This window comes from Streptomyces sp. NPDC012637 (genome assembly GCF_042954805.1).
Classification (GTDB): domain Bacteria; phylum Actinomycetota; class Actinomycetes; order Streptomycetales; family Streptomycetaceae; genus Streptomyces.
The window spans coordinates 279,310-306,014 of record NZ_JBIBDS010000002.1 but is presented as its reverse complement, the minus strand read 5'-3'; the positions used below and the strand labels follow the sequence as shown (position 1 = coordinate 306,014).

The 26,705-nt window shown below is 72.2% G+C and carries 25 protein-coding genes; 20 read left to right on the top strand and 5 right to left on the bottom strand.

Going from position 1 to position 26,705, the window contains the following annotated elements:
* Nucleotides 1-150 precede the first annotated feature (150 nt).
* Nucleotides 151-624 carry a hypothetical protein gene (locus ACFY8W_RS09470; RefSeq protein WP_391102428.1) on the top strand — a complete coding sequence of 158 codons (474 nt, stop codon included), beginning with the start codon at nt 151-153 and terminating at the stop codon, nt 622-624.
* A 65-nt stretch (nt 625-689) separates the two neighbouring features.
* A complete protein-coding gene (locus tag ACFY8W_RS09465) occupies nt 690-1,214 on the top strand; it encodes a hypothetical protein (protein WP_391102425.1) in 525 nt (174 codons plus the stop codon).
* A 153-nt stretch (nt 1,215-1,367) separates the two neighbouring features.
* On the opposite strand, the gene ACFY8W_RS09460 is transcribed toward ACFY8W_RS09465, so the two are convergent.
* The gene (locus ACFY8W_RS09460) at nt 1,368-2,120 is read right to left on the bottom strand and encodes a Clp protease N-terminal domain-containing protein (RefSeq protein ID WP_391102422.1); all 753 of its coding nucleotides are present in this window, start codon (nt 2,118-2,120) and stop codon (nt 1,368-1,370) included.
* 355 nt (nt 2,121-2,475) lie between these two features.
* Between ACFY8W_RS09460 and ACFY8W_RS09455 the strand changes: the two genes are divergently transcribed.
* Both ACFY8W_RS09455 and ACFY8W_RS09450 read left to right on the top strand, forming a co-directional pair.
* Nucleotides 2,476-3,141: a sigma-70 family RNA polymerase sigma factor gene (locus tag ACFY8W_RS09455; protein WP_391103834.1), complete on the top strand. Its 666-nt coding sequence runs from the start codon at nt 2,476-2,478 to the stop codon at nt 3,139-3,141.
* The gene (locus ACFY8W_RS09450; RefSeq protein WP_391102420.1) at nt 3,141-4,175 is read left to right on the top strand and encodes a hypothetical protein; all 1,035 of its coding nucleotides are present in this window, start codon (nt 3,141-3,143) and stop codon (nt 4,173-4,175) included. Before ACFY8W_RS09455 ends, ACFY8W_RS09450 begins: the two co-directional genes overlap by 1 nt.
* A gap of 195 nt (nt 4,176-4,370) precedes the next feature.
* Here the strand turns inward: ACFY8W_RS09450 and ACFY8W_RS09445 are convergent, their stop codons facing one another.
* On the bottom strand, nt 4,371-5,210 hold the full coding sequence (locus tag ACFY8W_RS09445; protein WP_391102418.1) for a peptidoglycan-binding protein: 840 nt from the start codon (nt 5,208-5,210) through the stop codon (nt 4,371-4,373).
* A gap of 127 nt (nt 5,211-5,337) precedes the next feature.
* Between ACFY8W_RS09445 and ACFY8W_RS09440 the strand changes: the two genes are divergently transcribed.
* The 3 genes from ACFY8W_RS09440 to ACFY8W_RS09430 all read left to right on the top strand — a co-directional run bounded on the left by ACFY8W_RS09440 (nt 5,338) and on the right by ACFY8W_RS09430 (nt 8,527).
* Nucleotides 5,338-6,918, top strand: a complete 1,581-nt coding sequence (locus ACFY8W_RS09440) for a methylmalonyl-CoA mutase family protein (RefSeq protein ID WP_391102416.1) — start codon at nt 5,338-5,340, stop codon at nt 6,916-6,918.
* Between the two features lie 82 nt (nt 6,919-7,000).
* Complete coding sequence (gene leuE, locus ACFY8W_RS09435; RefSeq protein WP_391102413.1) at nt 7,001-7,660, top strand: leucine efflux protein LeuE; 660 nt, start codon at nt 7,001-7,003, stop codon at nt 7,658-7,660.
* A gap of 45 nt (nt 7,661-7,705) precedes the next feature.
* Nucleotides 7,706-8,527 carry a MerR family transcriptional regulator gene (locus ACFY8W_RS09430; protein WP_391102411.1) on the top strand — a complete coding sequence of 274 codons (822 nt, stop codon included), beginning with the start codon at nt 7,706-7,708 and terminating at the stop codon, nt 8,525-8,527.
* 48 nt (nt 8,528-8,575) lie between these two features.
* Here the strand turns inward: ACFY8W_RS09430 and ACFY8W_RS09425 are convergent, their stop codons facing one another.
* Nucleotides 8,576-9,910: a polysialyltransferase family glycosyltransferase gene (locus ACFY8W_RS09425; RefSeq protein ID WP_391102409.1), complete on the bottom strand. Its 1,335-nt coding sequence runs from the start codon at nt 9,908-9,910 to the stop codon at nt 8,576-8,578.
* Entirely contained in the window at nt 9,907-10,917 is a 1,011-nt protein-coding gene (locus tag ACFY8W_RS09420) for a glycosyltransferase (protein WP_391102407.1), read from the bottom strand. The genes ACFY8W_RS09425 and ACFY8W_RS09420 overlap by 4 nt, the downstream gene beginning before the upstream one ends.
* A gap of 199 nt (nt 10,918-11,116) precedes the next feature.
* Between ACFY8W_RS09420 and ACFY8W_RS09415 the strand changes: the two genes are divergently transcribed.
* The 13 genes from ACFY8W_RS09415 to ACFY8W_RS09355 all read left to right on the top strand — a co-directional run bounded on the left by ACFY8W_RS09415 (nt 11,117) and on the right by ACFY8W_RS09355 (nt 25,642).
* On the top strand, nt 11,117-12,457 hold the full coding sequence (locus ACFY8W_RS09415) for a DUF6716 putative glycosyltransferase (RefSeq protein ID WP_391102405.1): 1,341 nt from the start codon (nt 11,117-11,119) through the stop codon (nt 12,455-12,457).
* Complete coding sequence (locus tag ACFY8W_RS09410) at nt 12,457-13,662, top strand: cytidylyltransferase domain-containing protein (protein WP_391102403.1); 1,206 nt, start codon at nt 12,457-12,459, stop codon at nt 13,660-13,662. Before ACFY8W_RS09415 ends, ACFY8W_RS09410 begins: the two co-directional genes overlap by 1 nt.
* Before the next feature lie 12 nt (nt 13,663-13,674).
* Nucleotides 13,675-14,571 (top strand): N-acetylneuraminate synthase family protein, encoded by an 897-nt coding sequence (locus ACFY8W_RS09405; protein WP_391102400.1) that lies wholly within the window; start codon nt 13,675-13,677, stop codon nt 14,569-14,571.
* Nucleotides 14,568-15,827, top strand: coding sequence for a hypothetical protein (locus ACFY8W_RS09400; protein ID WP_391102398.1), 1,260 nt, complete (start codon nt 14,568-14,570; stop codon nt 15,825-15,827). The genes ACFY8W_RS09405 and ACFY8W_RS09400 overlap by 4 nt, the downstream gene beginning before the upstream one ends.
* A gap of 116 nt (nt 15,828-15,943) precedes the next feature.
* Nucleotides 15,944-17,185 (top strand): amidohydrolase, encoded by a 1,242-nt coding sequence (locus ACFY8W_RS09395; RefSeq protein ID WP_391102396.1) that lies wholly within the window; start codon nt 15,944-15,946, stop codon nt 17,183-17,185.
* A gap of 374 nt (nt 17,186-17,559) precedes the next feature.
* Nucleotides 17,560-18,618 carry a BMP family ABC transporter substrate-binding protein gene (locus ACFY8W_RS09390; RefSeq protein ID WP_391102394.1) on the top strand — a complete coding sequence of 353 codons (1,059 nt, stop codon included), beginning with the start codon at nt 17,560-17,562 and terminating at the stop codon, nt 18,616-18,618.
* A gap of 138 nt (nt 18,619-18,756) precedes the next feature.
* Nucleotides 18,757-20,481: an ATP-binding cassette domain-containing protein gene (locus ACFY8W_RS09385; RefSeq protein WP_391102391.1), complete on the top strand. Its 1,725-nt coding sequence runs from the start codon at nt 18,757-18,759 to the stop codon at nt 20,479-20,481.
* Complete coding sequence (locus ACFY8W_RS09380) at nt 20,478-21,596, top strand: ABC transporter permease (protein ID WP_391102389.1); 1,119 nt, start codon at nt 20,478-20,480, stop codon at nt 21,594-21,596. The genes ACFY8W_RS09385 and ACFY8W_RS09380 overlap by 4 nt, the downstream gene beginning before the upstream one ends.
* Nucleotides 21,593-22,858: an ABC transporter permease gene (locus ACFY8W_RS09375; RefSeq protein WP_391102387.1), complete on the top strand. Its 1,266-nt coding sequence runs from the start codon at nt 21,593-21,595 to the stop codon at nt 22,856-22,858. Before ACFY8W_RS09380 ends, ACFY8W_RS09375 begins: the two co-directional genes overlap by 4 nt.
* Nucleotides 22,855-23,259 (top strand): cytidine deaminase, encoded by a 405-nt coding sequence (locus ACFY8W_RS09370; RefSeq protein ID WP_391102385.1) that lies wholly within the window; start codon nt 22,855-22,857, stop codon nt 23,257-23,259. The genes ACFY8W_RS09375 and ACFY8W_RS09370 overlap by 4 nt, the downstream gene beginning before the upstream one ends.
* Nucleotides 23,260-23,342: 83 nt before the next feature.
* Entirely contained in the window at nt 23,343-24,620 is a 1,278-nt protein-coding gene (locus ACFY8W_RS09365) for a thymidine phosphorylase (RefSeq protein ID WP_391102383.1), read from the top strand.
* Nucleotides 24,621-24,736: 116 nt separating this feature from the next.
* Nucleotides 24,737-25,321 carry a Uma2 family endonuclease gene (locus tag ACFY8W_RS09360; protein ID WP_391102381.1) on the top strand — a complete coding sequence of 195 codons (585 nt, stop codon included), beginning with the start codon at nt 24,737-24,739 and terminating at the stop codon, nt 25,319-25,321.
* 51 nt (nt 25,322-25,372) lie between these two features.
* Entirely contained in the window at nt 25,373-25,642 is a 270-nt protein-coding gene (locus tag ACFY8W_RS09355) for an STAS domain-containing protein (RefSeq protein ID WP_391102378.1), read from the top strand.
* Nucleotides 25,643-25,657: 15 nt separating this feature from the next.
* Here ACFY8W_RS09355 and ACFY8W_RS09350 read toward each other — a convergent pair whose 3' ends face one another.
* A complete protein-coding gene (locus ACFY8W_RS09350; protein ID WP_391102375.1) occupies nt 25,658-26,620 on the bottom strand; it encodes an RNA polymerase subunit sigma-70 in 963 nt (320 codons plus the stop codon).
* Nucleotides 26,621-26,705: the final 85 nt, after the last annotated feature.

Genomic DNA, 26,705 nt, shown 5'->3' with positions numbered 1-26,705 from the left:
GGTGTCCGAGGCGTCCCGCCGTGCGGGCCCGGCCGTGTGGGTACTCAGGCGCGTCTGAGTAGCCGCGCCGTGGCCGCGGCCCGCCCGCCGCCCGTACGTTCCCGGTGTCCGGCGCCCGAGTGGGGCGCCCGCGCCCTGGGGGCACGCACCATGAACCCTGACCGTGACGGCCTGACGTACGCCGTCGCCGCCCTGCTCGCCGTCACCGCCGTCGTCGACGCCCTCGCCGCGGCGGCAGCGTGGAGCGTGCGCGGCCTGTTCCTCGGCCCTCTCGCCGACCACCCCGACCCCGCGGGCTTCGGTGACCTGGGCCTGGCGACGGCGGGCGCGCTCCAGTGCCTGCTGGTGCCGGTCACGGCGGTGTTCCTGGCCGTCCTGCTGCGCCGCCGCCGGGCGGGCGCCGGCTGGTGGTCCGGACTCGGCGTCGTGGCGCTGGTCACGGCGGGCGGGACCTGGGCGTACGTCTCCGCCGACACCGTCGCGGGATTCGTCACCGGCGCCGGCGCGCTGGCCGCGGCCGACCTGCTGAACGCCCTCGTGGCCGTCCTCGCGGCCGTGTTCGTCCTGCGTCCGACCTCTATGCAGGGCCCGAAGACCACTGGCATGATTCCGGCCGCGCAGTGACGAAAACGCGCCGGGCGGCGCAGTAGTGGAAGTACTGCGTCCGCATAGCTGGCGAGGAGGCGTCCATGACGTCCGTGACGAGCACGAGCCTGCAGGAACTGATCGACCGCGCCGAGGAGCGGGGCCTCGCGGCCGCCGGACTCGCCTGTCTCGACCGGTGTCTGCCGCTGCTCGCGCCCGACGCCGCGGACGTCCTCCGGCCGGCCTGGGCCACCGTGGCCCGCGGCGACGGCGGCGCCTGGGGCGAGGCCGTCGCCAAGGCGCGGGTCGAACTCGACGGCGCGGGCTCCGGGCCGGGTGGCGAGGTCGCCGCCCTCGTGCGCGGGATGCTCGACGACGCGCCCGCCGACTGGGCCGTGGAACCGCTGCGGGAGTGGGCCCGGCGCTGTTCCGGGGCGGCGCTCACCGCGCACGCCCACTATGACGCCACCGACGCGGGCCCGCTGCACGCGGGCGAACTCCGCCGCCAGCAGGCCGTCCTGGAGGCCGTGGCGCACGGCCCGACCGGACTGCGCCGCGCCCGGGACCTCTCGACCGAGGGCGGGCGCGTCCTGCGCGCGGTCGTCTCGCGCAGGGCGCGCACCGCCTGAGCCGCACGGGCCGGGCAGCCCGTACCGCCCGGGCCAACGGGCCGGGCCACCCCCTGAGCCGTACGGGCCGGGCCGCCGCCTGAGCCGCACGGGCCGGGCCACCGCCTGAGCCGTACGGGCCGGGCAGCCCGTACCGCCCGAGCCGTGCGCCGGTCAGGCCTCCGGCTCGGTGTTCGCGATCGACAGCGAGCTGATCGCCGCGGAGATCTCCTGCTCGGCGCGGGCCTTGTCGAGGCCGAGGCCCGCGAGCACGCCCTTGCCGTCCTCGAACTCCAGGAGCGCGAGCAGGATGTGCTCGGTGCCCACGTAGTTGTGGCCGAGCCGCAGGGCCTCCCGGAAGGTGAGTTCCAGGACCTTCTTGGCCTCCGCGTCGTACGGGATGAGCGCGGGCACCTCCTCGGCGGCCGGCGGCAGCGTCGGGGTGACGGCCTCGCGGAGCTGCTCCGCGGTGACGCCCTGGCCGGCGATCCAGTGGCCCGCGAGGCCCTCCGGCTCGGCCAGCAGGCCGAGGACCAGGTGGGCCGGGACCGTCTTGTCGTTGCGGGCGGCGGAGGCCTCGTTCTGCGCGGCCATCACGACGTTGCGGGCCCGGGGCGTGAACCGGCTGAAGCCGGCGTTCGGGTCCATCTTCGCCGCGTCCGCCTCCTTGTCGTCCTTGGGGACGAAGCGCTTCTGGGCGGCCTGCCGGGTGACGCCCATGCTCTTGCCGATGTCGGTCCAGGAGGCGCCGGCCCGCCGCGCCTGGTCCACGAAGTGGCCGATGAGGTGGTCGGCGACCTCGCCGAGGTGGTCCGCCGCGATGACCGCGCCGGTCAGCTGGTCGAGGGCGTCCGAGTGGGACTGCTTGATCGCTTCGATCAGGTCGTCGAGTCGCACGGGGTTGCTCATGCCGAGTGGATTCGTCATGAGTGCAACCCTAGGTTGACAGTCCCGGGCTGTCAACGGATGGTTGACAGTCGAAGGCAAAAGAAAAGGGCGCCCGTCTTGGGGCGCCCGAAACCGCAGGTGAAAGGAAGACGACCGGGGCCGCCACCCCCCACAGGAGAGGCCCCGGTCGTCGTCCGCGGAGCCGCAGCACGGCCCCGTACTCCTAACAGCGCCGGGCGTGCGTTTTCTGTCACACCCCGAAGTTGCGAGTTGCACAAAGAACCGGACCCGCGTGGACGCGGCGCCCGAAAAGGACGTAGCGTTCTGCTGCGCCCTGGGCGGCGTGGCGGTGACGACCAGCCGCGATGAGCGCGACGACGAACAGGTGTGGGGAGTGCTGGGGGACGAGGCGGAGCTGACAGCCGCAGTGCTCGCCGCGCAGAACGGCGACGAGCACGCCTTCCGTACCGTCTACCGTGCGGTGCATCCGCGGCTCCTGGGCTACATACGCACTCTGGTCGGCGAGGCCGACGCCGAGGACGTGGCATCCGAGAGCTGGCTGCAGATCGCCCGCGACATCGACCGCTTCGACGGCGACGCGGACCGGTTCCGCGGCTGGGCCGCCCGTATCGCCCGCAACCGCGCCCTGGACCACATCCGGATGCGCGGCCGTCGGCCCTCCGTCGGCGGCGACGAGACCGAGCTCACCGACAAGCCCGCCGACTCCGACACCGCGGACGAGGCCCTGGAAGCCCTGGCCACCGGCCGCACCATGCACCTCATCGCCCAGCTGCCGCAGGACCAGGCCGAGGCCGTCGTCCTGCGGGTCGTCGTCGGACTGGACGCCAAGAGCGCGGCCGACACCCTCGGCAAGCGCCCCGGCGCCGTCCGTACCGCCGCCCACCGCGGCCTCAAGAAACTCGCCGAACTCCTCGGCGCGGCCGGTGCCGACGACACCGCCTCGCTGGACGGCGTCCCTCCGCAACGCGGCCCCCGGCCGGGGGCCGGCTCCCCCGGCGGTGTGACGCAATCGCACGCGCGGACGCAGAAGGACATGTGATGGCCGACGAGCGGTACCAGTGGCTCGACCAGGAGGCCGCGGAGCGGCTGCTGCGCGGCGAGCCGGTCGACCCCGTCGACGACGCCTCCCGCGCGCAGGCCGAACTCCTCGCGCGCGTCCTCGAAACGGCCCGCACCCCCGCCGCCGGACCGGTCGCGGGGCCCGACGGCGAACTCCCCGGCGAGGCCGCCGCGCTCGCCGCCTTCCGCAAGGCCGTCGCCGAGCGCGCGGCCGGTGCCGCCGTACCCGGATACGCCGGTCAGGCCGCCACGGACCTCGGCCGCGTCCGGATCGCGCCCGTGCTCACCGGCCGCCGCTGGGGCCGCTCCCTGCGCTACGGCCTGGCCGCCGCGGTCGCCGCCGTCACCGTCGGCGGTGTCGCCGTCGCCGCGGGCACCGGCATGCTGCCGCTGACCACCGACCCGGAGCCCGGCAAGTCGGTCGTGTCCGTCGGCACCACACCGCCCGGCGAGTCCGGCAGCCCCGGCACCTCCGGCTCGCCGAGCGGCGGCGCCGGAACGCAGGTACCCGGCGTCCCGACGGACCGCGACGGACAGAACGCCACTCCCGGCGCCACGGACGGCCCCGGCACCTCGGCGGGAGCCGGCGGCACCGCCAGGCCCGGCGAGACCGCCGACGGCCGGACGCCGGAGGGCGACGAGCGCACCAAGGTGATCCAGGCCTGCCAGGACTACCGAGCCGGCCGGCTGGCCGACAGCGGCCGCGACCGGCTCGTGAACGCGCTCCGCAGCGGCGAGACCGTGAAGCGCTACTGCGACCGGATCCTCTCCGGCGCGCCCGCCACCGCCACCGCCACGCCCAAGCCCACCGCCGGGCGGACGTCGTCCGGCGGCCCGGGCAGTGGCGGCTCCGGCGATTCCGACTCGGGCAGCGCCGACGGCGACGACAAGAGCGACCGAGGCGACCACGACCGGGACCACGGGAAGAACCGTGACCGGGACGGCGGCGGCAACGGCGGAACGGGCGGCGCCACGAACGGCGGAACGCACGGCAAGGACCGCTCACGTTCATAGCGCCGACAGGGGGTGTGACACTTTTCGACCCCGCGACGCAGTACTGAGTGAGCCGACTGGTCATCGGCGAGCGCAAGGAGCCGGGGTTCCCCCCGTACCTTCGGCTCGGCGCACCGGCGCGGGTGGGGCACGTTCCCCCGGTCCCACCCGCGCCCTCTCTCCTACGGGGTCATCCGACGGTCCTGCGGCGCACGATCACCAGTGCACGACGACCTTGTCGCCCGCCTTCACCTGGTCGAACAGCACCGCGAGCTTGCCCTTGTCACGGACGTTCACGCAGCCGTGCGAGGCACCGTTGTAGCCGCGGGCCGCGAAGTCCGACGAGTAGTGCACCGCCTGGCCGCGGCTGAAGAACATCGCGTACGGCATGGGGGTGTGGTAGATCGTCGACGTCCAGTCGCGGGCCTTCCACTCCACCTTGAACTCGCCCTCGCGGGTCGGGGTGTTCTCCGAGCCGAAGCGCACGTCGAACGACGACACGACCTTGCCGTCGATCATCCAGGCCAGCGTCCGGCTCTCCTTGCTGATGCACATCACCCGCCCGGTCATGCAGCGCGGGTCGGGCGTGTCCAGCTTGTTGGTGGTGGACGGCTTCAGCTCGTCGGCCGTCGGCCTGTGCGTCATGGCGACCAGCCGCTGCCAGGTGACCTCGTCGGCCGAACCGGTCTGCGGCAGCTCCCGCTTCTTCTGGAAGGCCTTCACCGCGCCCGCCGTCATCGTGCCGAAGAAGCCGGTCGGCGCCCGGTCGAAGTAGCCGACCTGGCGCAGCCGCGCCTGGAGCTCGCGCACCTGCTCGTTCTCGTCGCCGTCCTTCATCAGGACCTTGGCCTTCGGCTTCTCCGTCGTGGGCGTGGCCGACGGCTTGTCGTCGGAGGTGGGCGTCGCCGGGGGAGCGGTGGTGCCGGCGGGCGGCGTCGCGGCACCCGTGGTCCCGCCGGAGCCGGGGCCCGCCGCCTGGGCCGTACAGCCGGCGGCGAGCGCGACGGCGGCGGTGGCCAGCACTGCTCTGCGTATGACGGATGACGAACGCTTCATCGGAGCCCCCCGGGAAGAATGACGTGTGTACGAAGTGATGCTTCCCACGCCCGAGTGGTTGCGCACGTGACCGAAACGAGACGGGCATGCTGGGAGGAAGCACGACGTCGATCGGGAGGCACAGCAGATGGCGCGCGAGTCCGAGTCGGGGCTGCCCGTGGAGCCGGTCTACGGGCCCGAGGCGCTGAACGGCTGGGACCCGGCCGAGAAGCTGGGCAAGCCCGGCGCCTACCCGTTCACCCGCGGTGTGTACCCGTCGATGTACACCGGCCGGCCGTGGACGATGCGCCAGTACGCCGGCTTCGGCACGGCCGTCGAGTCCAACGCCCGCTACAAGCAGCTCATCGCGAACGGCACCATGGGCCTGTCGGTCGCCTTCGACCTGCCGACCCAGATGGGCCACGACTCCGACGAGCCGATCTCGCACGGCGAGGTCGGCAAGGTGGGCGTGGCCGTCGACTCGCTCGACGACATGCGGGTGCTGTTCGACGGGATCCCGCTGGACAAGGTGTCCACCTCGATGACCATCAACGCCCCGGCCGCGCTGCTGCTCCTGCTCTACCAGCTCGTCGGCGAGGAGCAGGGCGTCCCCGCGGACAGGCTGACCGGCACCATCCAGAACGACGTGCTGAAGGAGTACATCGCCCGCGGCACGTACATCTTCCCGCCCAAGCCCTCCCTGCGGCTGACCGCGGACATCTTCGCGTACTGCAGGACCGAGATCCCGAAGTGGAACACCATCTCGATCTCCGGCTACCACATGGCGGAGGCGGGCGCCTCGCCCGCGCAGGAGATCGCCTTCACCCTCGCCGACGGCATCGAGTACGTCCGCACCGCGATCGCCGCCGGCATGGACGTGGACGACTTCGCGCCGCGGCTCTCCTTCTTCTTCGTGGCGCGCACGACGATCCTGGAGGAGGTCGCCAAGTTCCGGGCGGCCCGCCGGATCTGGGCACGGGTGATGAAGGAGGAGTTCGGAGCCAGGAACCCCAAGTCGCTGATGCTCCGCTTCCACACCCAGACCGCCGGCGTGCAGCTGACCGCCCAGCAGCCCGAGGTCAACCTCGTCCGGGTCGCGGTCCAGGGCCTCGCGGCCGTCCTCGGCGGCACGCAGTCCCTGCACACCAACTCCTTCGACGAGGCCATCGCACTGCCGACGGACAAGTCCGCCCGGCTCGCGCTGCGCACCCAGCAGGTCCTGGCGTACGAGACCGACGTCACCGCGACCGTCGACCCGTTCGCCGGCTCGTACGTGGTCGAGAGGATGACGGACGACGTCGAGGCCGCGGCCCTGGAGCTCATGCGGAAGGTCGAGGACCTCGGCGGCGCGGTCGACGCGATCGAGCGCGGCTTCCAGAAGGGCGAGATCGAGCGCTCCGCCTACCGCATCGCGCAGGAGACCGACTCCGGCGAGCGGGTCGTCGTCGGCGTCAACCGCTTCGCCCTCGACGTCGAGGAGCCCTACGAGCCGCTGCGGGTCGACCCGGCGATCGAGGCCCAGCAGGCCGCACGGCTCGCGAGGCTGCGGGCCGAGCGCGACCAGGCGGCGGTCGACGCGGCGCTCGCCGAGCTCAGGAAGGCGGCCGGGGGCACGGCCAACGTCCTCTACCCGATGAAGACGGCGCTCAGGGCGCGGGCCACGGTCGGCGAAGTCTGCGACGCGTTGCGCGAGGTCTGGGGCACCTACGTCCCCACCGACGCCTTCTGACGTTCCCCGCCGCCTCCTCCCGGTCTTCCGCGATACGAAACACCCGAGCGGAGTGTCGTACCCACGTGCGACACTCCGCTCCATGCTGGGTGTCACCGATCTGCCGACCTATCTCGCCGGGCTCGTCCTCATCATCCTCCTGCCGGGGCCGAACTCGCTGTACGTGCTGTCCGTCGCCGCCCGCAAGGGCACCAGGACCGGATACAAGGCCGCGGCCGGGGTGTTCACCGGCGACGCGGTCCTGATGACCCTGGCCGCCCTAGGCGCCGCCTCGCTGCTCCAGACCACCCCGCTGCTCTTCATGATCGTCAAGTACGCGGGCGCGGGCTATCTGGCCTGGATGGCGTACGGGATGCTGCGCGCCGCCCGCGACATGTGGCGCACCCGCGGCCAGGCCGACGCGGACGAGCCGGCCGCCGACGGCGCCGCCGGGCCGGTGGAGCGCCCCTACCGCCGGGCGCTGGTCATCAGCCTCTTCAACCCCAAGGCGATCCTCTTCCTGATCTCCTTCTTCGTGCAGTTCGTGGACCCGTCCTACGCCTACCCGGCGCTGTCCTTCCTGGTCCTCGGGACCCTGCTGCAGCTCGGCAGCTTCCTCTACCTGACGACCCTGATATTCGGCGGCACCCGCCTCGCCTCCACCTTCCGGCGCCGCAAGCGCCTCTCGGCGGGAGCGACGTCCGCCGCCGGCGCGCTCTTCCTCGGCTTCGCGGTGAAGCTCTCGCTGAGCAGCGCCGCCTGACCGGTTGACCCTGACACGGTGTGAGGCCGTTCCGTAGGAGACGTCATGTTCACCATCGGAGACTTCGCCCGGCACGGGCGGGTGTCGGTCCGCATGCTGCGTCACTACGACGCGATCGGACTGCTGCGCCCGGCCCACGTCGACCCGCACAGCGGCTACCGCTTCTACTCCGCGGACCAGCTCGCCCGGCTCAACCGCGTCATCGCGCTCAAGGACCTCGGCTTCACCCTCGAACAGGTGGCGGCCATCCTCGACGACGAGATCGGCGCGGACGAGCTGCGCGGAATGCTGCGCCTGCGCCAGGCCGAGCTGGAGACGGCCCTGGAGGAGGCGCGGGCCCGGCTCGCCCAGGTCGGTGCGCGGCTCCGAGCCATCGAGAGCGAGGGACGCATGTCCACGCAGGACGTCGTCGTCAAGAAGATCCCCGCCGTCCGGATCGCCGAGCTCAGCGGCACCGCCGGCAGCTTCGGGCCGAAGGACATCAGCCCGGTCATCGGCCCGCTGTACGAGGAGCTGTGCGGCCGCCTGGAGGCGGCGGGCGTCACCGGGTTCGGACCGGGCATCGCCTACTACGAGGACGCGGGCAGGGGCGACGGTTCGGTCGTCGTGCACGCCGGCATGACCGTCCCCGAGGGGACGGCCGCGGAGGGCGTGCTGGTGCACGTCCTGCCGGGCATCGAGGAGGCCGCCACCATCGTCCACCGCGGCTCCATGGACGGGATCCTCCCGACCGTGCAGACCCTGGCCTCCTGGATCGACACCAACGGCTACCGCTCCGCCGGCTACGCCCGCGAGCTGTACCTGGAGTGCCCGGAGGACCCCGCCGGCTGGGTCGCCGAGATCCAGGAGCCGATCACCCGAGTCTGACCCCGCCCGGCGCGCAGGCCCGCCCGGCGCGCAGGCCGGGCTGCCGGGTCACCGGCCGCCCAGGGCCCGTCGCTTCAGTTTCAGGGCGCGGCGGGCCAGGCGGCGCAGACCCGGGTGGCGGGGGACCGGGAGGCCGCCGGGGAGGCCGAGCGAGGTCAGCCGGCGGCGGGTGAAGTGGTGCCGGGTGCGGACCGCGAGCGGGCCGGACAGATGCCGTACGGCCGCCTCGCGCAGGTCCGGCCTGACCTTCGGCTGCATCGCGAAGCCCACCGCCGCGACCAGGCCGGTCAGTTCCGGCAGGTCGAGCGCCGGCTGCCCGGGCTCCTCCAGGTCCGGCACCAGCGAGTCCACCAGGGCCACCGGCACCCGGTTGCTGTTCTGGTACGGCGAGAGCCGGGCCAGCAGCGGCCGGGTGCCGACCCTGGCGGTCGCGATCCCGTAGAAGGCGCTCGCCGTGAACAGCGCCGTCGAGAAGCAGCCCACGACGAGGGCGGGCCGCAGCTCCCGGTAGAGCACCTCGGCGAGCACCGGCCGGTCCTCGACGGTCAGCTCGGCGCCCAGCGCCCGCGCTTCCCGGACCAGGGCCTCCGACCATGCGTCGGGCGCCGTCGGGTGCGGCTTGAACACCAGCCGGCGGTGGCCGCGGGCGACCGCTCCGCGCACCATCCGCAGGTGCAGCTCGCTCTCCTCGGCGGGGGTGAGGAGAGCGAGCGCCGCCAGGTACTGGCCGAGCAGCAGGGCGGGACCCTGTCCCGGGCCCGGCTCCGCGGCCTCGGGGCCGGACAGCTCCTCGACGACCTTGGTGAAGGCCTCCGTCGGCACGGTCTCCGGAGCGGCGCCGAACTCGGCCAGCAGCAGCGGCTCCAGGCCGGGCACCAGATCCAGGTGGAGCAGCCGGCGCACCCGTTCGCCGACCAGCGGGTCGATCTTGTTGCGGGTGGGGCCGTAGCTCATCAGGCCGTCGGCGTAGACGTCGATCGACGCGTCGGGGAAGAGCTGGGCGATCGTCAGGGCGGGCGCCACCTGGAGGGACTCCACGACGAGTTCGACCCGGTCGGTGCCGAGCCCCCACAGTCGTCGCAGGTGCCGCTGGAGCAGCGGCAGGTCGTCCGGGCGCGGGGTCCAGCCGCCCGGGTGCAGCGGCTCGATGGTCTCGTTCCAGTCCAGGATCCCGTCGAACCGGCCGCGCAGCCGCTCGAATCCGGGCATCCGGTCCAGCGGGGTGGTGGTCTCCGGCACGGCCGCGTTGGTGGAGACGAGCAGCAGCCGCCGTCCGGCCGGGCGGAAGCAGCCGCTGTCGAGGGCCGCGGCGAGGGTGGCCGCCCCGTACAGGGTGGAGGCGTAGAAGATCTGGGTGGTGCCGGTGCGGGTCTCGCTGCTCATGCGGCGTTCACTTCCTGGGCCGGGGCGGCGGGAGCGGCGGGGGCGGGCGCGGGGCGGCGGCGCTTGAGCCGGCGCAGCGGGCCGGCGCGGTCCTCGCCCATCGCCGCCAGCGCCTCGGCGAGCACGTCCTGCGGCAGCCGCCGCAGCGCGCCCGAGCTCATCGCCCGCAATTCGCGGCCGACCTGGGGTTCGAATTTAGCCATGTTCCCGATGTGGTGGGAAATCACCGCGCAATAGGTGCGGACGGCTTTCGGAAGCAGCAGCTCCGCGTCGGGATCGTTCTTTGCCCCGTCGATCACCTGATCGAAAGCGCGGATGAAATCGAGCTGCCGGACGTCACCGATCTGCGTGAGCGAGGTGGCGACTCCGCGCCGGTAGAAGATTCCCAGATCACCGGTCACGGCGAAGGATTCCGCCTCCCGGTGCAGCCGCCAGATCCACGGCCGGTCCTCGGCCGTCCGCAGCCCGTGCGGGAAGTGCAGGAGCCCCCGGTCGAGCAGCCGCCGGTGGTACATCCCGGCCCAGGCGTACGGGTAGTCCACCGAGGTCGTCCGGTCGGCCGGCAGGATCGCGTCCCGGGGCCGCAGCAGCTCTCCGCGCCGGCCCACGGGCGCCCGCCGCACGGAGCGGTTCCGGCCGGTCACCCGGACGTGGTCGGTGCGCAGGAAGTCGCAGTCCAGTTCGTCCATGGTGGCGACCAGGCCCGCGTAGAAGCCGGGCGAGAGCCAGTCGTCCCCGTCCAGGAAGGCCACGTACCGGCCGCGGGCCTCGTCGAGCCCGGTGTTGCGGGCGGTCGCGAGTCCCTCGTTGCGCGCGTGCCGGAGCAGCCGGGCCCCCGGGATCTCGCGCTCCGCCCGTTCCAGGAGCTCCGGGGTCCCGTCCGTCGAACAGTCGTCGACCAGCAGGAACTCGAAGTCCTCACGGGCGTTCGCACGCAGGCTTCTGAGGGTGTCGGGGGCATATGTCTGCACGTTGTAGAACGGCACGACGACGGAGAGCTTGACCACGGAATCGACGCTAGGCGGCGCCCCGGCATTCGTCCTGACCGGCAAGGGGATGCCCGGTGAACACAAAGCGGCGAGCCCCTTAACCGCCCCGGATCCGCACCTCTTTCTGTCCGTTTCCCGCAATGCGTCATGGTGCTGTTAACCATTTGTTGCGGCCCAGTTGGGCTGTGAATCCCCCGGCCCTCCTAGCGTCCTGGACGTGCCATCACGTACCGATCGAGCGGTGCGCGTCGCCGTTCTCGCCGACTCCGACACCCGGTGGAAATGGGGCGTGCTCACCGCACGCAGAATCACCCCGGAATCCGCTGAGGGCGCCGCGGGCGCCGAGCCCGCGGAGCCGGCGGGTCCCACCGGATTCGTCCTGCGCGGCCGCGCCACCCCCACCTCCCGCCAGCTCGCCGAGACCGCGGTGTCCGACACCGCCCCGCGCGAGGTGACGGGCACGGAGTTCCTGCGTGAGGTACGCGACGCCGCCGACCGCGGCGAGGGCTACGACGTCGTCGTGCTCGCCCTCGTCGGCGGCACCGTCCGCGCCATGCTCCAGGGCCTCGCCGACCTCGCCCTCGACCGCCGCCCGGTGCTCGTCACCGGCTATGTCGGCGTCGTCTACGAGAAGCTCGCCGACGGGCTGCTGCTGCGGCACGGCGCCGACGTGGTCCTCGCCAACTCCCGCCACGACGCGGAGCGTTTCCGAGCCGTGTACGAGGGCGTCGGCGCCGACCCCGGCGCGGTCGTCGAGGCCGCCCTGCCCTTCCTGGGCGGCGCCCCGCACCGCCCCGAACCCGGCCGCGACACCCTGGTCTTCGCCGCGCAGCCCTCCGTGCCGGTCACCAAGGCGGAACGCGCCTACGTGCTGCGCCGGCTGGTCGAGCACGCCCGGCTGCACCCGGACCGCGAGGTGCTGCTCAAGCTGCGCTCCCGGCCGGGCGAACACACCACGCACCTGGAGGAGTTCCCGTACCAGAAGCTGGTGCGCGACCTTCCCGCACCGCCCAACTTCCGCCTCGTGTACGGGCACATGGGCGAGGTCCTGGACCGCACCGACCTGCTGGTCACCGTGTCCTCCACGGCCGCCCTGGAAGCCCTGCACCGACGCGTCCCCACCGCGGTCCTCACCGACCTCGGCGTGCGCGAGGCGCTCGGCAACCACCACTTCATCGGCTCGGGACTGCTCACGTCCTTCGACGCGCTCGACAAGGGCGCCGCACCGGAGCCGGACGAGCAGTGGCTGGCCCGCCAGGGCGTCGGCGCCGCGGGACTGCCCGGGGGGATCCCGTACGAGAGGGCCTTCGACGCGGCCCGCGAGCGGGTCGCCGAACTCCTCGCCGGACCCGCGCTGCCGCCGGTCGCCCCGTACTACACGGCCGAGACCGCCGGCGGCTACCTGCCGGGCATCCTCGCCCGCCACCGTCTCGACGTGACCGCGCCCGAGCCCCGCGAGAGCGGGGTGCGCCGCATCGTCCGCGAGGCGGCGCGCGGCGCCTACCGCCACGGCGTCCAGCGCGTGGCCCCCGTCATCCGCCGCTTGGGAGAACTCTGATGCCCACCGACACGCCGACCGTGCTCGCCGTCATCCCCGCACGGGGCGGCTCCAAGGGCGTTCCCGCCAAGAACCTCGCCCCGGTCGCCGGGATCCCGCTGGTCGGCCGGGCCGTCCGGGCCTGCCTCGGCGCCCCCGGCGTCACCGACGTCGTCGTCTCCACCGACGACCCGGCCATCGCCGAGGCCGCCCGCGCCTTCGGCGCCGAGGCGGTGCACCGCCCCGCCGAGCTCTCCGGTGACACCGCGACCAGCGAGTCGGCCGTGCTGCACGCCATGGACGCCTTCGAGGCCACCCAGGGGCGCACCGCCGACGTGGTGCTGCTCGTGCAGTGCACCAGCCCCTTCCTCACACCGCAGGAAGTGGCCGAGACCGCCGGGCGGATCACCTCCGGCGCGGCCGACACCGCCTTCACCGCGGCCCCCAGCCACGGCTTCCTGTGGCGGGAGACCGACGGTGACGCCACCGGCGTCAACCACGACAAGGCCCACCGGCCGCGCCGCCAGGACCGCGAACCCGAGTACCTGGAGACCGGCGCCGTCTATGCGATGGCCGCCGAGGGCTTCCGTACCCACGGGCACCGCTTCTTCGGCCGCACCGCGCTCGTCGTCACCGACCCGGCCCGCGTCCTGGAGATCGACGACCCGCACGACCTGGCCCGCGCCCGTGCGATCGCGCCGCTCGTCGACGAGGCCGCCACACCCGCCCTCGCCGACGTCGACGCCGTCGTCCTCGACTTCGACGGCACCCAGACCGACGACCGGGTCCACATCGACGCCGACGGACGCGAGTTCGTCTCCGTGCACCGCGGTGACGGCCTCGGCATCGCCGCCCTCCGCAAGGCCGGCGTACCGCTGCTGATCCTCTCCACCGAGCAGAACCCCGTCGTCGCCGCCCGCGCGCGCAAGCTCCGCGTCCCCGTGCTGCACGGCGTGGACCGCAAGGACCTCGCCCTCAAGCAGTGGTGCGACGAGCAGGGCGTCGACCCGCAGCGCGTGCTCTACGCCGGCAACGACGTCAACGACCTGCCCTGCTTCCACCTCGTCGGCTGGCCCGTCGCGGTGGGCAGCGCCCACGACGCCGTACGGGCCGCCGCCCGTGCGGTCACCGACACCCCCGGCGGCTCCGGAGCGATCCGCGAGATCGCCGCCTGGCTCCTCGGACCCGAGCTCACCATCCCCGAGCCCCGCACCCCCAACTCGTAAGGAACCACCACCATGAGCAGCAACCGTCTCCGCACCCTCGGCAGCAAGACCGCAGGCCCGGGCCGGCCCGTCTACGTCACGGGTGAGATCGGCATCAACCACAACGGCGACCTGGACAACGCCTTCGCGCTCATCGACGTGGCCGCCGAGGCGGGCTGTGACGCCGTCAAGTTCCAGAAGCGCACCCCGGAGATCTGCACCCCGCGCGACCAGTGGGACATCGAGCGGGACACGCCCTGGGGCCGGATGACGTACATCGACTACCGCCACCGCGTCGAGTTCGGCGAGGACGAGTACCGCGCCATCGACGAGCACTGCAGGAAGCGCGGCATCGACTGGTTCGCCTCCCCGTGGGACACCGAGGCCGTCGCCTTCCTGGAGAAGTTCGACGTCCCCGCCCACAAGGTGGCCTCCGCCTCCCTCACCGACGACGAGCTGCTGCGCGAGCTGCGCGCCACCGGTCGCACGGTGATCCTCTCCACCGGCATGTCGACCCCGAAGCAGATCCGCCACGCGGTCGAGGTCCTCGGTTCGGACAACATCCTCCTCTGCCACGCCACCTCCACCTACCCGGCGAAGGCCGAGGAGCTCAACCTGCGCGTGATCCAGACGCTGGGGGAGGAGTACCCGAACGTGCCGATCGGCTACTCCGGCCACGAGACCGGCCTGCAGACCACCCTCGCCGCCGTCGCGCTCGGCGCCACGTTCGTGGAGCGCCACATCACCCTCGACCGCGCCATGTGGGGCTCCGACCAGGCCGCCTCCGTCGAGCCCCAGGGCCTGCAGCGCCTGGTCCGCGACATCCGCACGATCGAGACCGCGCTGGGCGACGGCGTGAAGAAGGTGTACGAGTCGGAGCTCGGCCCGATGAAGAAGCTCCGCCGGGTCCAGGGACTCGTCTCCGCATGACCGGCCAGCTGGCGTTCGTCGAGAGCCCGGTCCAGCTGCTGAACGTTTTGGAATGGGCCCACGCCACGGCCCGCCGCCCCGCCGCCGCCCTCCCGGGCGTCCCGGCCCAGCCGACCGGCGGACGGCGGGCCGGGGCCGCGAGGCCGGCGGCGCCGGCGGCCGGCCACGGCCGCGCCGCCGAACCCGGCGCGCCGGGCACCGGGGAAGCGGACCGGGGCCCCGACGGGCATCCGTCGGCGAACGCCGGCCCCGACGCCGGCCCCACCTGGCCCCCGGGTCCCTCGGGCCCGCCCGGGCCGCTCGCCCCGCTCGGGCTCACCGTGGTCGTGCTGTCGCCCACCGACCCCATGTCCCGCGGCCAGCTGCGCCGGATGGCCCAGCTGGCCCGGGACGAGGGCGTCACCGTGAAGTGGCAGGACGCGCGGCAGGGCCGGGGGGCGCTGGTCAGTACGCTGCGCGAGCTCGCGGGGCCGCTGCGGGCCGCGGACCGGGTGATCGTCGGCGATCCGTTCTCGCGCTACGTCCAGCTGCTGCTCACCCTCTTCGGGCCCCGCCGCGTCACCGTCGTCGACGACGGGACCGCCACCATGGAGTTCGCCGCCCAACTCGCGCGCGGCGAGCGTCTGGTGCGCTGGCACCGGCGGGGCAGCGGCCGGGGGCCGCGCGAGCTGGTGCTCGCACCGGTCACGACGCTCGCCCGCCGCAAGCTGGCGCCGGGCCGCCGCCGCACCGTGGAGATCTTCACCTCGCTTCCGGTCGAACCGCCGCCCGGCACCACCGTCACCGCCAACGACTTCGCCTGGACCCGGTCCCGCTTCGGCCCGCCCCGGCTCACCCGCGGCGCCGACCTGGTCGGCACCTCCCTGGTCGAGACCGGCGTCGTCGACCCGGACGAGTACCTGCGGGCCGTCACCGTCCTGGCCCGCACCCACGGCGCCACCCGCTACTTCGCGCACCGCCGCGAGAGCGCCGAGAAGCTGCACCGGATCGCGGTCGAGACCGGTCTGGAAGTGGTCCGGCCCGACCTGCCGCTGGAGCTGATCGCCCGCCGCGGCCCCGTCGGCCGCACGATCGTCAGCTTTCCGTCCACGGTCGTGCACACCCTGCCGCTGGCCCTCGCGGGCACCGGCGTGAAGGTCGCCGTCTGCGAGATCGCCCCCGAGTGGCTGCGCGACAACGCCTCGCCCCGCGCCCAGGGCTTCCTGGCCGGCGTCGCCGGCACCGCGACCCGGACCGAAAGACTCGAATTCGGGTAAGCGTACCCACAGAGGGTGACCGTCATGCCCAAGGAACAAGATTTCTTTCCCCTAACGGGCTGAACTTTTCGTGATCAACGGGCAGTTGATCTCACTGGGGGCCTACCCTTCAAAAGGTGAACCAGTTGAAGTCCCGAGAGCCCGGTCCCGGCGCGGAGCCCGCAGCACTGCCCGGAACGCTGTCCGAACCCCTGCGTGCCGAACTGATCGCGTTCCGCAGGGACTTGCACATGCACCCCGAGCTCGGCAACCAGGAGTTCCGTACCACCGCCGCGGTCAGAGCCCGTCTGGAGGCCGCGGGCCTGCGACCGCAGGTGCTCCCCGGCGGTACGGGGCTGATCTGTGACATCGGGACCTGGGACCGCGGACGGCCCATGCTGGCGATCCGCGCCGACCTGGACGCGCTGCCCATCCCGGACGTCAAGACCGTCGCGTACCGCTCCCGGGAGCAGAACCGGGCCCACGCCTGCGGCCACGACGTCCACACCACCGCCGTGCTGGGCGCCGGACTCGTCCTCGCCGACCTCGACCGCCAGGGCCGCCTCCCCGCGGCCGTACGGCTGCTGTTCCAGCCCGCCGAGGAGGTGCTGCCCGGCGGCGCCGCCGACGCCGTCGCGGCGGGCGTCCTGGACGGCGTGGGCCGGATCCTCGCGGTCCACTGCGACCCCAGGGTCGACGCCGGGAAGATCGGGCTGCGCCCCGGCCCCATCACCTCCGCCTGCGACCGCCTGGAGGTCACCCTCGACGGCCCCGGCGGCCACACCGCCCGCCCGCACCTCACCACCGACCTGGTCACCGCCGCCGCCCGCATCGCGGTCGACGTGCCCGCCGTGCTGGCCCGCCGGGTGGACGCCCGCTCCGGCCTTTCGGTGACCTGGGGCCGCATCGAGTCCGGCCACGCGCCCAACGTCATCCCGCAGCACGCCGAGCTCTCCGGCACCGTCCGCTGTCTCGACCTGCCGACCTGGCGCGAGGCCCCGGACCTGGTGCACGCCGCGATCGACGAGATCGCCACGCTGCACCGCGCCAAGTCGACCGTCGACTACGTCCGCGGCGTCCCGCCGGTCGTCAACGACCCGGTCGTCACCGAGCTGCTCCGCGACGCCATGACCGCCCGCCGCGGCCCGCTCTCGGTCGAGGACACCGAGCAGTCCCTCGGCGGCGAGGACTTCTCCTGGTACCTGGAGCACGTCCCCGGCGCCATGGCCCGGCTCGGCGTCCGCACGCCCGGTGACACCCGGGTCCGTGACCTGCACGCCGGCGACTTCGACGTCGACGAGCGGGCCATCGGGGTGGGCGTGGAGCTGTTCACCGCCGCCGCGCTGCTCGACGCCGCACCGAAGCCCGTCAAACGCTGATCCCGGCGCCGGTCGTGGGGGCGGGCGCGGGCCGGTCCTCGGGCCGGCGCGGGGGACCGTTGCGGGGCTGGGACGGGGCCTCGCGCGACGATGAAATCCGGACGTTTAAGTACGACTTAATGCGGGACCGGAGGGCCTTCATCCGCCCGGCCCAGTGTCCGGCGTGTCGCTTCGGGGCCCGGCCCGTACGCCCGCACCAGCGTGTATGACGGGCGGTATCGGGCCGGACGCCGCCGGTGTCCGCCCTGGCCGGTTCGCGTCGATCCGATAACGACTCATGAACGGGTCTTTAACTGACATCTACGCGCGTTACGATCGCCGCGAAACCAGCGCCGGAAGAGGCGCTTTCGGTCAGTCTTGAAGGGACCCTCCTCTTGCGCCGGATCACCAGGATCACGACCGTGGGCATCGCCTCCGCGGCGCTCGCGCTGTCCGCCACCGCGTGTGGCAAGTCGTCGACGGACTCGGGCTCCAGCTCCACCGCGAGCGCCGGTGCCGTCAAGGCCGCCATCGCCTACGACATCGGCGGCCGTGGCGACCAGTCCTTCAACGACGCCGCCTACGCGGGTCTGAAGAAGGCCGAGGACGAGCTGGGCGTCAAGGGCGCCGAGGCCGAGCCCTCGGAGGGTGAGGGCGACGCCGACAAGGTGCAGCGCCTCACCGCGCTCGCCCGCGCCGGCAACAACCCGGTCATCGGTGTCGGCTTCGCCTACGCGCCGGCCATCGAGAAGGTCGCCAAGGCCTACCCGAAGACCACCTTCGGCCTCATCGACGACACGTCGAAGACCGGCCCGAACATCGCCAACATGGTCTTCAACGAGGAGCAGGGCTCCTACCTGGCCGGCGTCGCCGCCGCCAAGGCGTCCAAGACCGGCACGGTCGGCTTCATCGGCGGTGTCGAGGTTCCGCTGATCAAGAAGTTCGAGGCGGGCTTCGTCCAGGGCGTCAAGGACACCAACCCCAAGGCCAAGGTGCTCACCCAGTACCTGACCCAGCCCCCGAACTTCGACGGCTTCTCGAAGCCCGACCTCGGCAAGGCCGCCGCGCAGGGCCAGCTCGACAAGGGCGCCGACGTGATCTACGCCGCCGCCGGTCTCGCCGGCTCCGGCGCGATCGAGGCCACCGCCAAGGCCGGCAAGTGGGCCATCGGCGTGGACTCGGACCAGTACAACCAGAAGGGCCTCGCGGCCTACAAGGACCACATCCTGACCTCGGTCACCAAGGACGTGTCCGACTCCGTCTACAACCTGATCAAGTCGGTCAAGGACGGCAAGCCGCAGTCGGGCGAGGTCCGCTACGGCCTCGCGACGGACGGCGTCGGCCTGGCCACGTCCAACCCGGCGTACTCCAGCATGACCGAGATGGTCGCCGCCGTGGACAAGGCGAAGAAGGAAATCGTCGACGGCAAGATCACCGTCAAGACCACGCCGTAACGGCATCCAGGTCCTGACCTGAGCCTGCGGGCCCGGCTCCAGTGGCACCTCCACCGGAGCCGGGCCCCGGCCCCATTCCCCCGGAACGGGCCCGATTCCCGTACGGGTTTTCAATTTTCGGCAGTGCTACGCGTGTAGATGTCCCAGCGGCACGATAACTTCGCCCCGCCCTGCCCCTCCGCTCCCACTCCTTCCGGCCAAGGAGAGTGCGCCATCAACGCGTCCAGCCCCCCTGCCGTAGAACTCCACGGCATCACCAAGCGCTTCCCCGGCGTCGTCGCCAACAAGGACATCGCGATCACCGTTCGCAAGGGCACCGTGCACGCCCTCATCGGTGAGAACGGTGCCGGCAAGTCGACCCTGATGAAGATCCTCTACGGCATGCAGAAGCCGGACGAGGGCACCATCGCCATCGACGGCGAGCAGGTCTCCTTCTCCAGCCCCGGTGACGCCATCGCGCGCGGCATCGGCATGGTGCACCAGCACTTCATGCTCGCCGACAACCTCACCGTCCTGGAGAACGTCGTCCTCGGCGGCGAGAAGCTCTACGGCATCGGTGCCAAGGCCCGCAGGAAGATCCAGGAGATCTCCGACGCGTACGGCCTCGGCGTCCGCCCCGACGCGCTGGTCGAGGACCTCGGCGTCGCCGACCGGCAGCGCGTGGAGATCCTCAAGGTCCTCTACCGCGGCGCCAGGATCCTCATCCTCGACGAGCCGACCGCCGTGCTCGTCCCGCAGGAGGTCGACGCGCTCTTCGACAACCTGCGCGAGCTCAAGTCCGAGGGCCTCACGGTCATCTTCATCTCGCACAAGCTGGGCGAGGTACTGAAGGTCGCCGACGACATCACCGTCATCCGCCGGGGCACCACCGTCGGCACCGCCGACCCGAGGACCGCCACCACCAAGCAGCTCGCCGAGCTGATGGTCGGCACCGAGCTGCCGTCCCCGGAGACCCGCGAGTCGACGGTCACGGACGTCCCGATGCTCCAGGTCAAGGGCCTCACCCTGACCGAGGCCGGCGCCGCTGCCGCCGCCCCGCTGACCACCGCCGCCCCGCCGGACCCGTCCGGCGCCGTCGCCCTCCAGGAGGTCGGCGCGGGCCGCAAGCTGCTCGACGACGTCTCGCTGACCATCCACAAGGGCGAGATCCTGGGCATCGCCGGCGTCGAGGGCAACGGCCAGACCGAGCTCATCGAGGCCCTCATGGGCATGAACGCCCCCGACGAGGGCGTCATCACCCTCGACGGCCGGGACATCTCCGCCACCTCGGTGCGCAAGCGCCGCGAGGGCGGCATCGGCTACATCCCCGAGGACCGCCACCGCCACGGCCTGCTCCTCGAGGCCCCGCTCTGGGAGAACCGCATCCTCGGCCACGTCACCGAGGCGCCCAACTCCAAGCGCGGTGTCCTCGACCCGAAGGCCGCCCGCAAGGACACCGAGCGGATCGTGCGCGAGTACGACGTCCGCACGCCCGGCATCGACGTCACCGCGGCCTCCCTCTCCGGCGGCAACCAGCAGAAGCTGATCGTCGGCCGCGAGATGAGCCACGCCCCCAAGTTCCTGATCGCCGCCCACCCCACCCGCGGTGTGGACGTCGGCGCGCAGGCGCAGATCTGGGACGCGATCCGGGACGCCCGCCGCGAGGGCCTCGCGGTGCTGCTGATCTCCGCCGACCTCGACGAGCTGATCGGCCTGTCCGACACCCTCAAGGTCATGTACCGCGGCAAGCTCGTCGCGGACGCCGACCCCGCCACCATCACGCCCGAGCAGCTGGGCTCCGCCATGACCGGCGCGGCCACCGGCCACCTCGAAGGCACCGACGCGCCCTCCGCAGAGCACCCCGAAGACGGTGACGCCCGATGATGAAATTCGACAAGGACAAGCTGATCATCGGGGCCGCGGGCCCGGTGCTCGCGCTGGTCTCCTCGTTCGTGCTCACCGTGCTGGTGCTGCTCGCCACGGGCCTCGACCCGATCGAGCCGATCCGGCTGATGATCGACCAGGCCGGGTACTCGGACATCCAGGTCCTGATCGTCAACCAGACCGGGATCTACTACCTGGCGGCCCTGGCCGTGGCCATCGGCTTCCGGATGAACCTCTTCAACATCGGTGTGGACGGCCAGTACCGGCTCGCCGCGATGGTCTCCGCCCTGGTCGGCGCGTCCATCGAGCTGCCGGGCCCGCTGCACATCCTGGTGATCGTGCTGGTCGCGATGTTCACCGGTGCCTTCTGGGCCGGCATCGCCGGCATCCTGAAGACCACCCGCGGCGTCTCCGAGGTCGTCTCGACGATCATGCTCAACGCCATCGCGACCTCGCTGGTGGCCTGGCTGATCCTGCCGAAGAACTTCGGCGTCCAGCCCGAGGGCTCCAACAACCTCACCACCGGTGAGATCTCCGAGTCCGGCTGGTTCCCGGGCATCGACATGGGCGAGGGCAACGGCGTCATCTACGGCTTCACCTTCGTGGCGCTGGCGCTCGGTGTCGTCTACTGGTTCGTCCTCAACCGCACCCGCTTCGGCTTCGACCTGCGCGCCACCGGCGCCAGCGAGTCCGCGGCCCAGGCCAGCGGTGTCGACGCCAAGAAGATGATCCTCACCTCGATGCTGCTCTCCGGCGCCCTCGCCGGTCTGTCCGGCATGCCGACCCTGCTCGGCGAGACCCACACGTACAGCCTCGACTTCCCCGTCGGTGTCGGCTTCACCGCCATCACCATCGCGCTGCTCGGCCGTAACCACCCGGTCGGCATCTTCTTCGCCGCCCTGCTCTTCGCCTTCCTGGAGAAGGCCTCGTCGTCGCTCGACGTGGAGGGCTACCCGAAGGAGATCACCAAGATCATGCAGGGCATCATCGTGATCGCCGTGGTCGTCTCCTACGAACTCGTCCGCCGTTACGGCCTCCGCCGCCAGCAGCAGAAGGTCGGCGAGGAACTCGCCGCCGGCGGCGCCATCAAGACCGACAAGGAGGTTGCGGCATGAGCACGGGCACCGTCACCAAGCCGAGCGCCGCGCCCAAGAAGGCGGGCGGCCGCCGCAAGCTCACCTGGCCCTGGATCCTGCTGATCGTCGCGGCCGGTCTCGTCCTGTTCTCGATGGTCCGGGCCGTCTCGGGGGCCAACGACCTCACCTCCGTCGGCCAGGTCTCCGGCGCGCTGCAGCTCGCGGTGCCGATCGGTCTCGCCGGTCTCGGCGGTCTGTGGTCCGAGCGCGCGGGCGTCGTCAACATCGGTCTCGAGGGCATGATGGTCCTCGGCACCTGGTTCGGCGCCTGGGCCGGCTACCAGTGGGGCCCGTGGACGGGTGTCGTCGTCGGCCTGCTCGGCGGCGCGCTGGGCGGTCTGCTGCACGCGATCATCACCGTCACGTTCAACGTGAACCACATCGTGTCCGGTGTCGCGATCAACATCCTCGCGGTGGGCTTCACCCAGTACCTGTCGAACTTCACGTTCGCCGAGGCCGAGGGCGGCTCCTCCAAGCAGTCCCCGCGCATCGACCAGATCACCCAGATCACCATCCCGGGGCTCTCGGACTGGCTGGCCGACCTCCAGGCCAAGCACTGGTTCCTGATCTCCGACCTGGCGGGCATCCTCGGCGGTCTGGTCACCAACCTGTCGCTGCTGACCGTGGTCGCCATCCTGCTGGTCCCGGCCACCTGGTGGGTGCTGTGGCGCACGGCCTTCGGCCTGCGGCTGCGTTCCTGCGGTGAGAACCCGGTCGCCGCCGAGTCGCTCGGTGTCAACGTCTACAAGTACAAGTACGTCGCCGTCGCGGTCTCCGGTGCCCTCGCGGGCCTCGGCGGCGCGTTCCTCGCGATCGTCTCCACCGGCATCTACCAGGAAGGCCAGACCGGCGGCCGCGGTTACATCGGTCTCGCCGCGATGATCTTCGGCAACTGGATGCCGGGCGGCATGGCGATGGGCGCCGGCCTGTTCGGCTTCACCGACAGCCTCAAGCTGCGCGGCGGCGCCGAGAACGTCCACGCCCTGCTGCTGCTCGTCGCGGTCCTCCTCGTGATCGCCACCCTGTGGCAGCTGTACAAGAAGAAGTACGTGGCCGCTGCGCTCGCCGCCTTCTTCTCGGCCGGCTTCTTCCTCTGGTACGCGCTGACCGACGAGGTCCCGAGCCAGTTCGTGGACGCCGCTCCGTACGTCACCACGCTGCTCGTGCTCGCCCTGTCGGCGCAGCGCCTGCGCATGCCCAAGGCGGACGGACTGCCGTACCGGAAGGGCCAGGGCAAGTGACCCGGGCCGGCTCCGAGCCGGACTGGGAGCTGCTGCGGACGAGGGCGCGCGAGGCGATGTCCCACGCCTACGCCCCGTACTCGAAGTTCCCGGTCGGCGCGGCGGCCCTCGTCGACGACGGGCGGGTGGTCTCCGGCTGCAACGTGGAGAACGCCTCGTTCGGCCTCGGCCTGTGCGCCGAGTGCGGCCTGGTCTCGCAGCTCCAGGCGACCGGCGGCGGGCGGCTGACGCACTTCGTGTGCGTGGACGGCAGTGGCGGCCCGCTGGTGCCGTGCGGCCGCTGCCGGCAGCTCCTGTACGAGTTCGGCGGCCCCGAACTCGTCCTGGAGACGCCCGCGGGATTCAGCACCCTGGCGGAGATGCTCCCGCAGGCCTTCGGCCCGGACCACCTCGCCCAGTAGTACCTCGGAGCGGCCCTTCCGGCACGATGGGAAGGGCCGCTCCTCCTTTCCCCCTCTATGCGCGTAGAAAGAGGCACCATCACATGGACGTCATCTCCGTCATCCGCACCAAGCGGGACAAGGGCGAGCTGAGCCCCGAGCAGATCGACTGGGTCATCGACGCCTACACCCGCGGCGAGGTCGCCGACGAGCAGATGTCCGCGCTGGCCATGGCGATCCTGCTGAACGGCATGAACCGCGAGGAGATCGCGCGCTGGACCGCGGCGATGATCGCGAGCGGCGAGCGCATGAACTTCGACTCGCTCTCCCGCCCCACCGCCGACAAGCACTCCACCGGCGGCGTCGGCGACAAGATCACCCTGCCGCTCGCCCCGCTGGTCGCCGCGTGCGGCGCGGCCGTCCCGCAGCTCTCGGGCCGCGGCCTCGGCCACACCGGCGGCACCCTCGACAAGCTGGAGTCCATCCCGGGCTGGCGGGCGCTGCTCTCCAACGAGGAGATGCTGCACGTCCTCGACACGACCGGCGCGGTCATCTGCGCGGCGGGCGACGGCCTGGCCCCGGCGGACAAGAAGCTGTACGCGCTCCGCGACGTGACGGGCACGGTCGAGGCGATCCCGCTGATCGCCTCCTCCATCATGTCGAAGAAGATCGCCGAGGGCACCGGCTCCCTCGTCCTCGACGTCAAGGTCGGCACCGGCGCCTTCATGAAGAACATCGAGGACGCCCGCGAGCTGGCCTCCACGATGGTCGCCCTCGGCACGGACAGCGGCGTGAAGACGGTCGCCCTGCTCACCGACATGTCGACCCCGCTCGGCCTCACCGCGGGCAACGCCCTCGAGGTCCGCGAGTCGGTCGAGGTCCTGGCGGGCGGCGGCCCGGCGGACGTCGTCGAGCTGACGGTGGCCCTGGCGAAGGAGATGCTGACCGCGGCCGGCATCAAGGACGCCGACCCGGCGAAGGCCCTCGCCGACGGCTCCGCGATGGACGTCTGGCGCCGCATGATCGCCGCGCAGGGCGGCGACCCGGACGCGACCCTCCCGGTCGCCCGCGAGCAGCACGTCGTGACGGCCCCGTCCTCCGGCGTCCTGACGCGCCTCGACGCCTACGACATCGGCATCGCCGCCTGGCGCCTCGGCGCCGGCCGCGCCCGCAAGGAGGACCCGGTGCAGGCCGGCGCGGGCGTCGAGCTCCACGCCAAGCCCGGCGACACGGTGACCGCGGGCCAGCCCCTGCTCACCCTGCACACGGACACGCCGGAGAAGTTCGACTACGCCCTGAAGTCCCTGGAGGGCGCCTGGGACATCGAGGCGGAGGGCACGAAGTTCTCCCCGAACCCGATCGTCCTGGACCGCATCGCGTAAGGCGGTGACCGGTACTGGCATATGCCAGTGACGCCTTCGGGTGAACGGGGCCGGTGGACCTCCACCGGCCCCGTTCGGCATGCTGGGATCGGTGTCACACCGAAAAGGAGACCGCCATGAGGGCACTCCCCGTCGATCCCACTCCGGGCCCGCACTGGGACGAGCTCGTCCGCTTCTGGGAGGAGTCGGACTGGCCCGAGGGCAGCAAGGTGGAGATCATCGATGGGATCATTGTTGTGACACCACCGCCGTCCGGTAACCACAACGACATCGCCGACGACCTGCAGCGGGTGCTGTACCCGGTGATTCGCCGGGACTGGGGCGTCTATCAGACGCAACCCGTCGTTGTTCCCACGCGCGTGGGTATGTTCGTCCCGGCCGTTCTCGTCGCCCCCAAAAAGTCTGTCCGTGAGGCCGAACACGGCCTCCTCGCCGCCGAAGCCGAGCTTGTCGTCGAGATCACCTCGCGGAGCAACGCGAACCACGACAGGGTGGTGAAGCTGCAGAGCTACGCCACTGCGGGCGTTCCGCTCTACCTGCTCATCGACCGCTGGCACTCCGGCCGGCCCACCGCCACCCTCTACGGCGAGCCGAAGAACGGCCTGTACCGCGTCCTGGACGTCGTCGAGTTCGGTGGCGAGCTCCACCTCCCCGACCCCTTCGGCCTCACGATCGACACCAGCGTCTTCCCGCTCGGCTGAACGCCAGCCGCGCCCGCGATGAATTCCGGGCGCGGCGGCGGTCCACCACGTGTGGACACCTCACGCCCTCTTGAACTGCGGCTCTCCGGGCCGCCCGCGCCCATCGACGTCGGGCGGCTCTGCGCGCTGCTCGACGCCGCCGAGCCGACCGTCGTCGTCTGCGAGATCGGCGGCCTGGAGCCCGCCGGGCTCGCCGGCGTCGACGCCCTCGCGCGGCTGCGGCTGACGGCACGGCGGCGTGGGCACCGTCTGGTGTTCACGGGTGCCGGGCCCGAGCTGCGCGAGATGCTCGACCTCTTCGGGCTCGGCGAGCTGTTGTGAGCACCCCGGAGGCGGTCAGGCCTCCAGCCGCTCCGGCAGGTCGAACAGCGGGAACCAGCGCTTCGTGTCCAGGAAGAAGTCCATCCCGCCGATCTTCCCGTCGTTCAGCTGGAGCACGATCAGCGCCCACGGCGCGTACCCGCCCTCCGGGTCCGGGTGGTAGTGCGCGAAGGCCGGCTGCCCGTTCGCCACGGTCGGCACCAGCTTCGATCCGCGGCACACCTCGCCGACGCCGAGCATCCAGCCCACGATGTCCTCGTGGCCGCGCAGCCACAGGTCGTACGGCGGCATGGACATCGTCGCGTCCTCGTGGAGGAGCGCGGTGAGGGCCTGCATGTCATAGCCCTCGAAGGCCGCCACGTAGCGGTCGAGCAGGGCCTTCTGCTCCTCGTCGAGGGGGTCCGCCGCGTCGGACGTGGCCGGGGCCTGCTCGGAAATGGTGGCCCGGGCACGCTGCAGCGCGCTGTTGACCGAGGCGACGGTGAGGCCGAGCAGCTCGGCCACCTCGCTCGCCTTCCACGCGAGCACCTCGCGCAGGATCAGCACCGCCCGCTGCTTCGGCGGCAGGTGCTGGAGCGCCGCCACGAAGGCCAGCCGCACCGTCTCCCGTGACACGGCCGTCTCCGCCGGGTCCGCCACCGACGGCAGCACCCGCCCGTCCGGCACCGGCTCCAGCCAGGTGATCTCGGGGCGCTCGTTGAGCCGGGCCTGGGCGACCGGCGTCGGATCCGTCAGGTCCATCGGACGGGCCCGCCGGTTGCCCGCGTTGAGCGAGTCCAGGCACACGTTCGTGGCGATCCGGTACAGCCACGAGCGGAGGGACGAGCGGCCCTCGAAGGAGTCGAGCGACCGCCAGGCGCGCACCATGGTGTCCTGCACGGCGTCCTCCGCCTCGAAGGCGGAGCCCAGCATCCGGTAGCAGTAACCGGTCAGCTCCGTGCGGTACTTCTCCAGGTCCTCGGTCATCTGCGCAGCCATCGGTCCACCCCGGTCGCCCCTCATCGGCGCCCGTTCGACGCCGATGGGGGGAAGCTATCGCAGCCCACTGACAACCGGGGCCGGT

Coding starts and splice junctions, on each gene's coding strand:
- ACFY8W_RS09450 (WP_391102420.1), top strand. CDS start 3,141: ATGGCCGACGAGCGGTACCAGTGGCTCGACCAGGAGGCCGCGGAGCGG.
- ACFY8W_RS09465 (WP_391102425.1), top strand. CDS start 690: ATGACGTCCGTGACGAGCACGAGCCTGCAGGAACTGATCGACCGCGCC.
- ACFY8W_RS09460 (WP_391102422.1), bottom strand. CDS start 2,120: ATGACGAATCCACTCGGCATGAGCAACCCCGTGCGACTCGACGACCTG.
- ACFY8W_RS09470 (WP_391102428.1), top strand. CDS start 151: ATGAACCCTGACCGTGACGGCCTGACGTACGCCGTCGCCGCCCTGCTC.
- leuE (WP_391102413.1), top strand. CDS start 7,001: ATGCTGGGTGTCACCGATCTGCCGACCTATCTCGCCGGGCTCGTCCTC.
- ACFY8W_RS09365 (WP_391102383.1), top strand. CDS start 23,343: ATGGACGTCATCTCCGTCATCCGCACCAAGCGGGACAAGGGCGAGCTG.
- ACFY8W_RS09360 (WP_391102381.1), top strand. CDS start 24,737: ATGAGGGCACTCCCCGTCGATCCCACTCCGGGCCCGCACTGGGACGAG.
- ACFY8W_RS09430 (WP_391102411.1), top strand. CDS start 7,706: ATGTTCACCATCGGAGACTTCGCCCGGCACGGGCGGGTGTCGGTCCGC.
- ACFY8W_RS09445 (WP_391102418.1), bottom strand. CDS start 5,210: ATGAAGCGTTCGTCATCCGTCATACGCAGAGCAGTGCTGGCCACCGCC.
- ACFY8W_RS09405 (WP_391102400.1), top strand. CDS start 13,675: ATGAGCAGCAACCGTCTCCGCACCCTCGGCAGCAAGACCGCAGGCCCG.
- ACFY8W_RS09380 (WP_391102389.1), top strand. CDS start 20,478: ATGATGAAATTCGACAAGGACAAGCTGATCATCGGGGCCGCGGGCCCG.
- ACFY8W_RS09440 (WP_391102416.1), top strand. CDS start 5,338: ATGGCGCGCGAGTCCGAGTCGGGGCTGCCCGTGGAGCCGGTCTACGGG.
- ACFY8W_RS09375 (WP_391102387.1), top strand. CDS start 21,593: ATGAGCACGGGCACCGTCACCAAGCCGAGCGCCGCGCCCAAGAAGGCG.
- ACFY8W_RS09425 (WP_391102409.1), bottom strand. CDS start 9,910: ATGAGCAGCGAGACCCGCACCGGCACCACCCAGATCTTCTACGCCTCC.
- ACFY8W_RS09350 (WP_391102375.1), bottom strand. CDS start 26,620: ATGGCTGCGCAGATGACCGAGGACCTGGAGAAGTACCGCACGGAGCTG.
- ACFY8W_RS09385 (WP_391102391.1), top strand. CDS start 18,757: ATGTCCCAGCGGCACGATAACTTCGCCCCGCCCTGCCCCTCCGCTCCC.
- ACFY8W_RS09400 (WP_391102398.1), top strand. CDS start 14,568: ATGACCGGCCAGCTGGCGTTCGTCGAGAGCCCGGTCCAGCTGCTGAAC.
- ACFY8W_RS09410 (WP_391102403.1), top strand. CDS start 12,457: ATGCCCACCGACACGCCGACCGTGCTCGCCGTCATCCCCGCACGGGGC.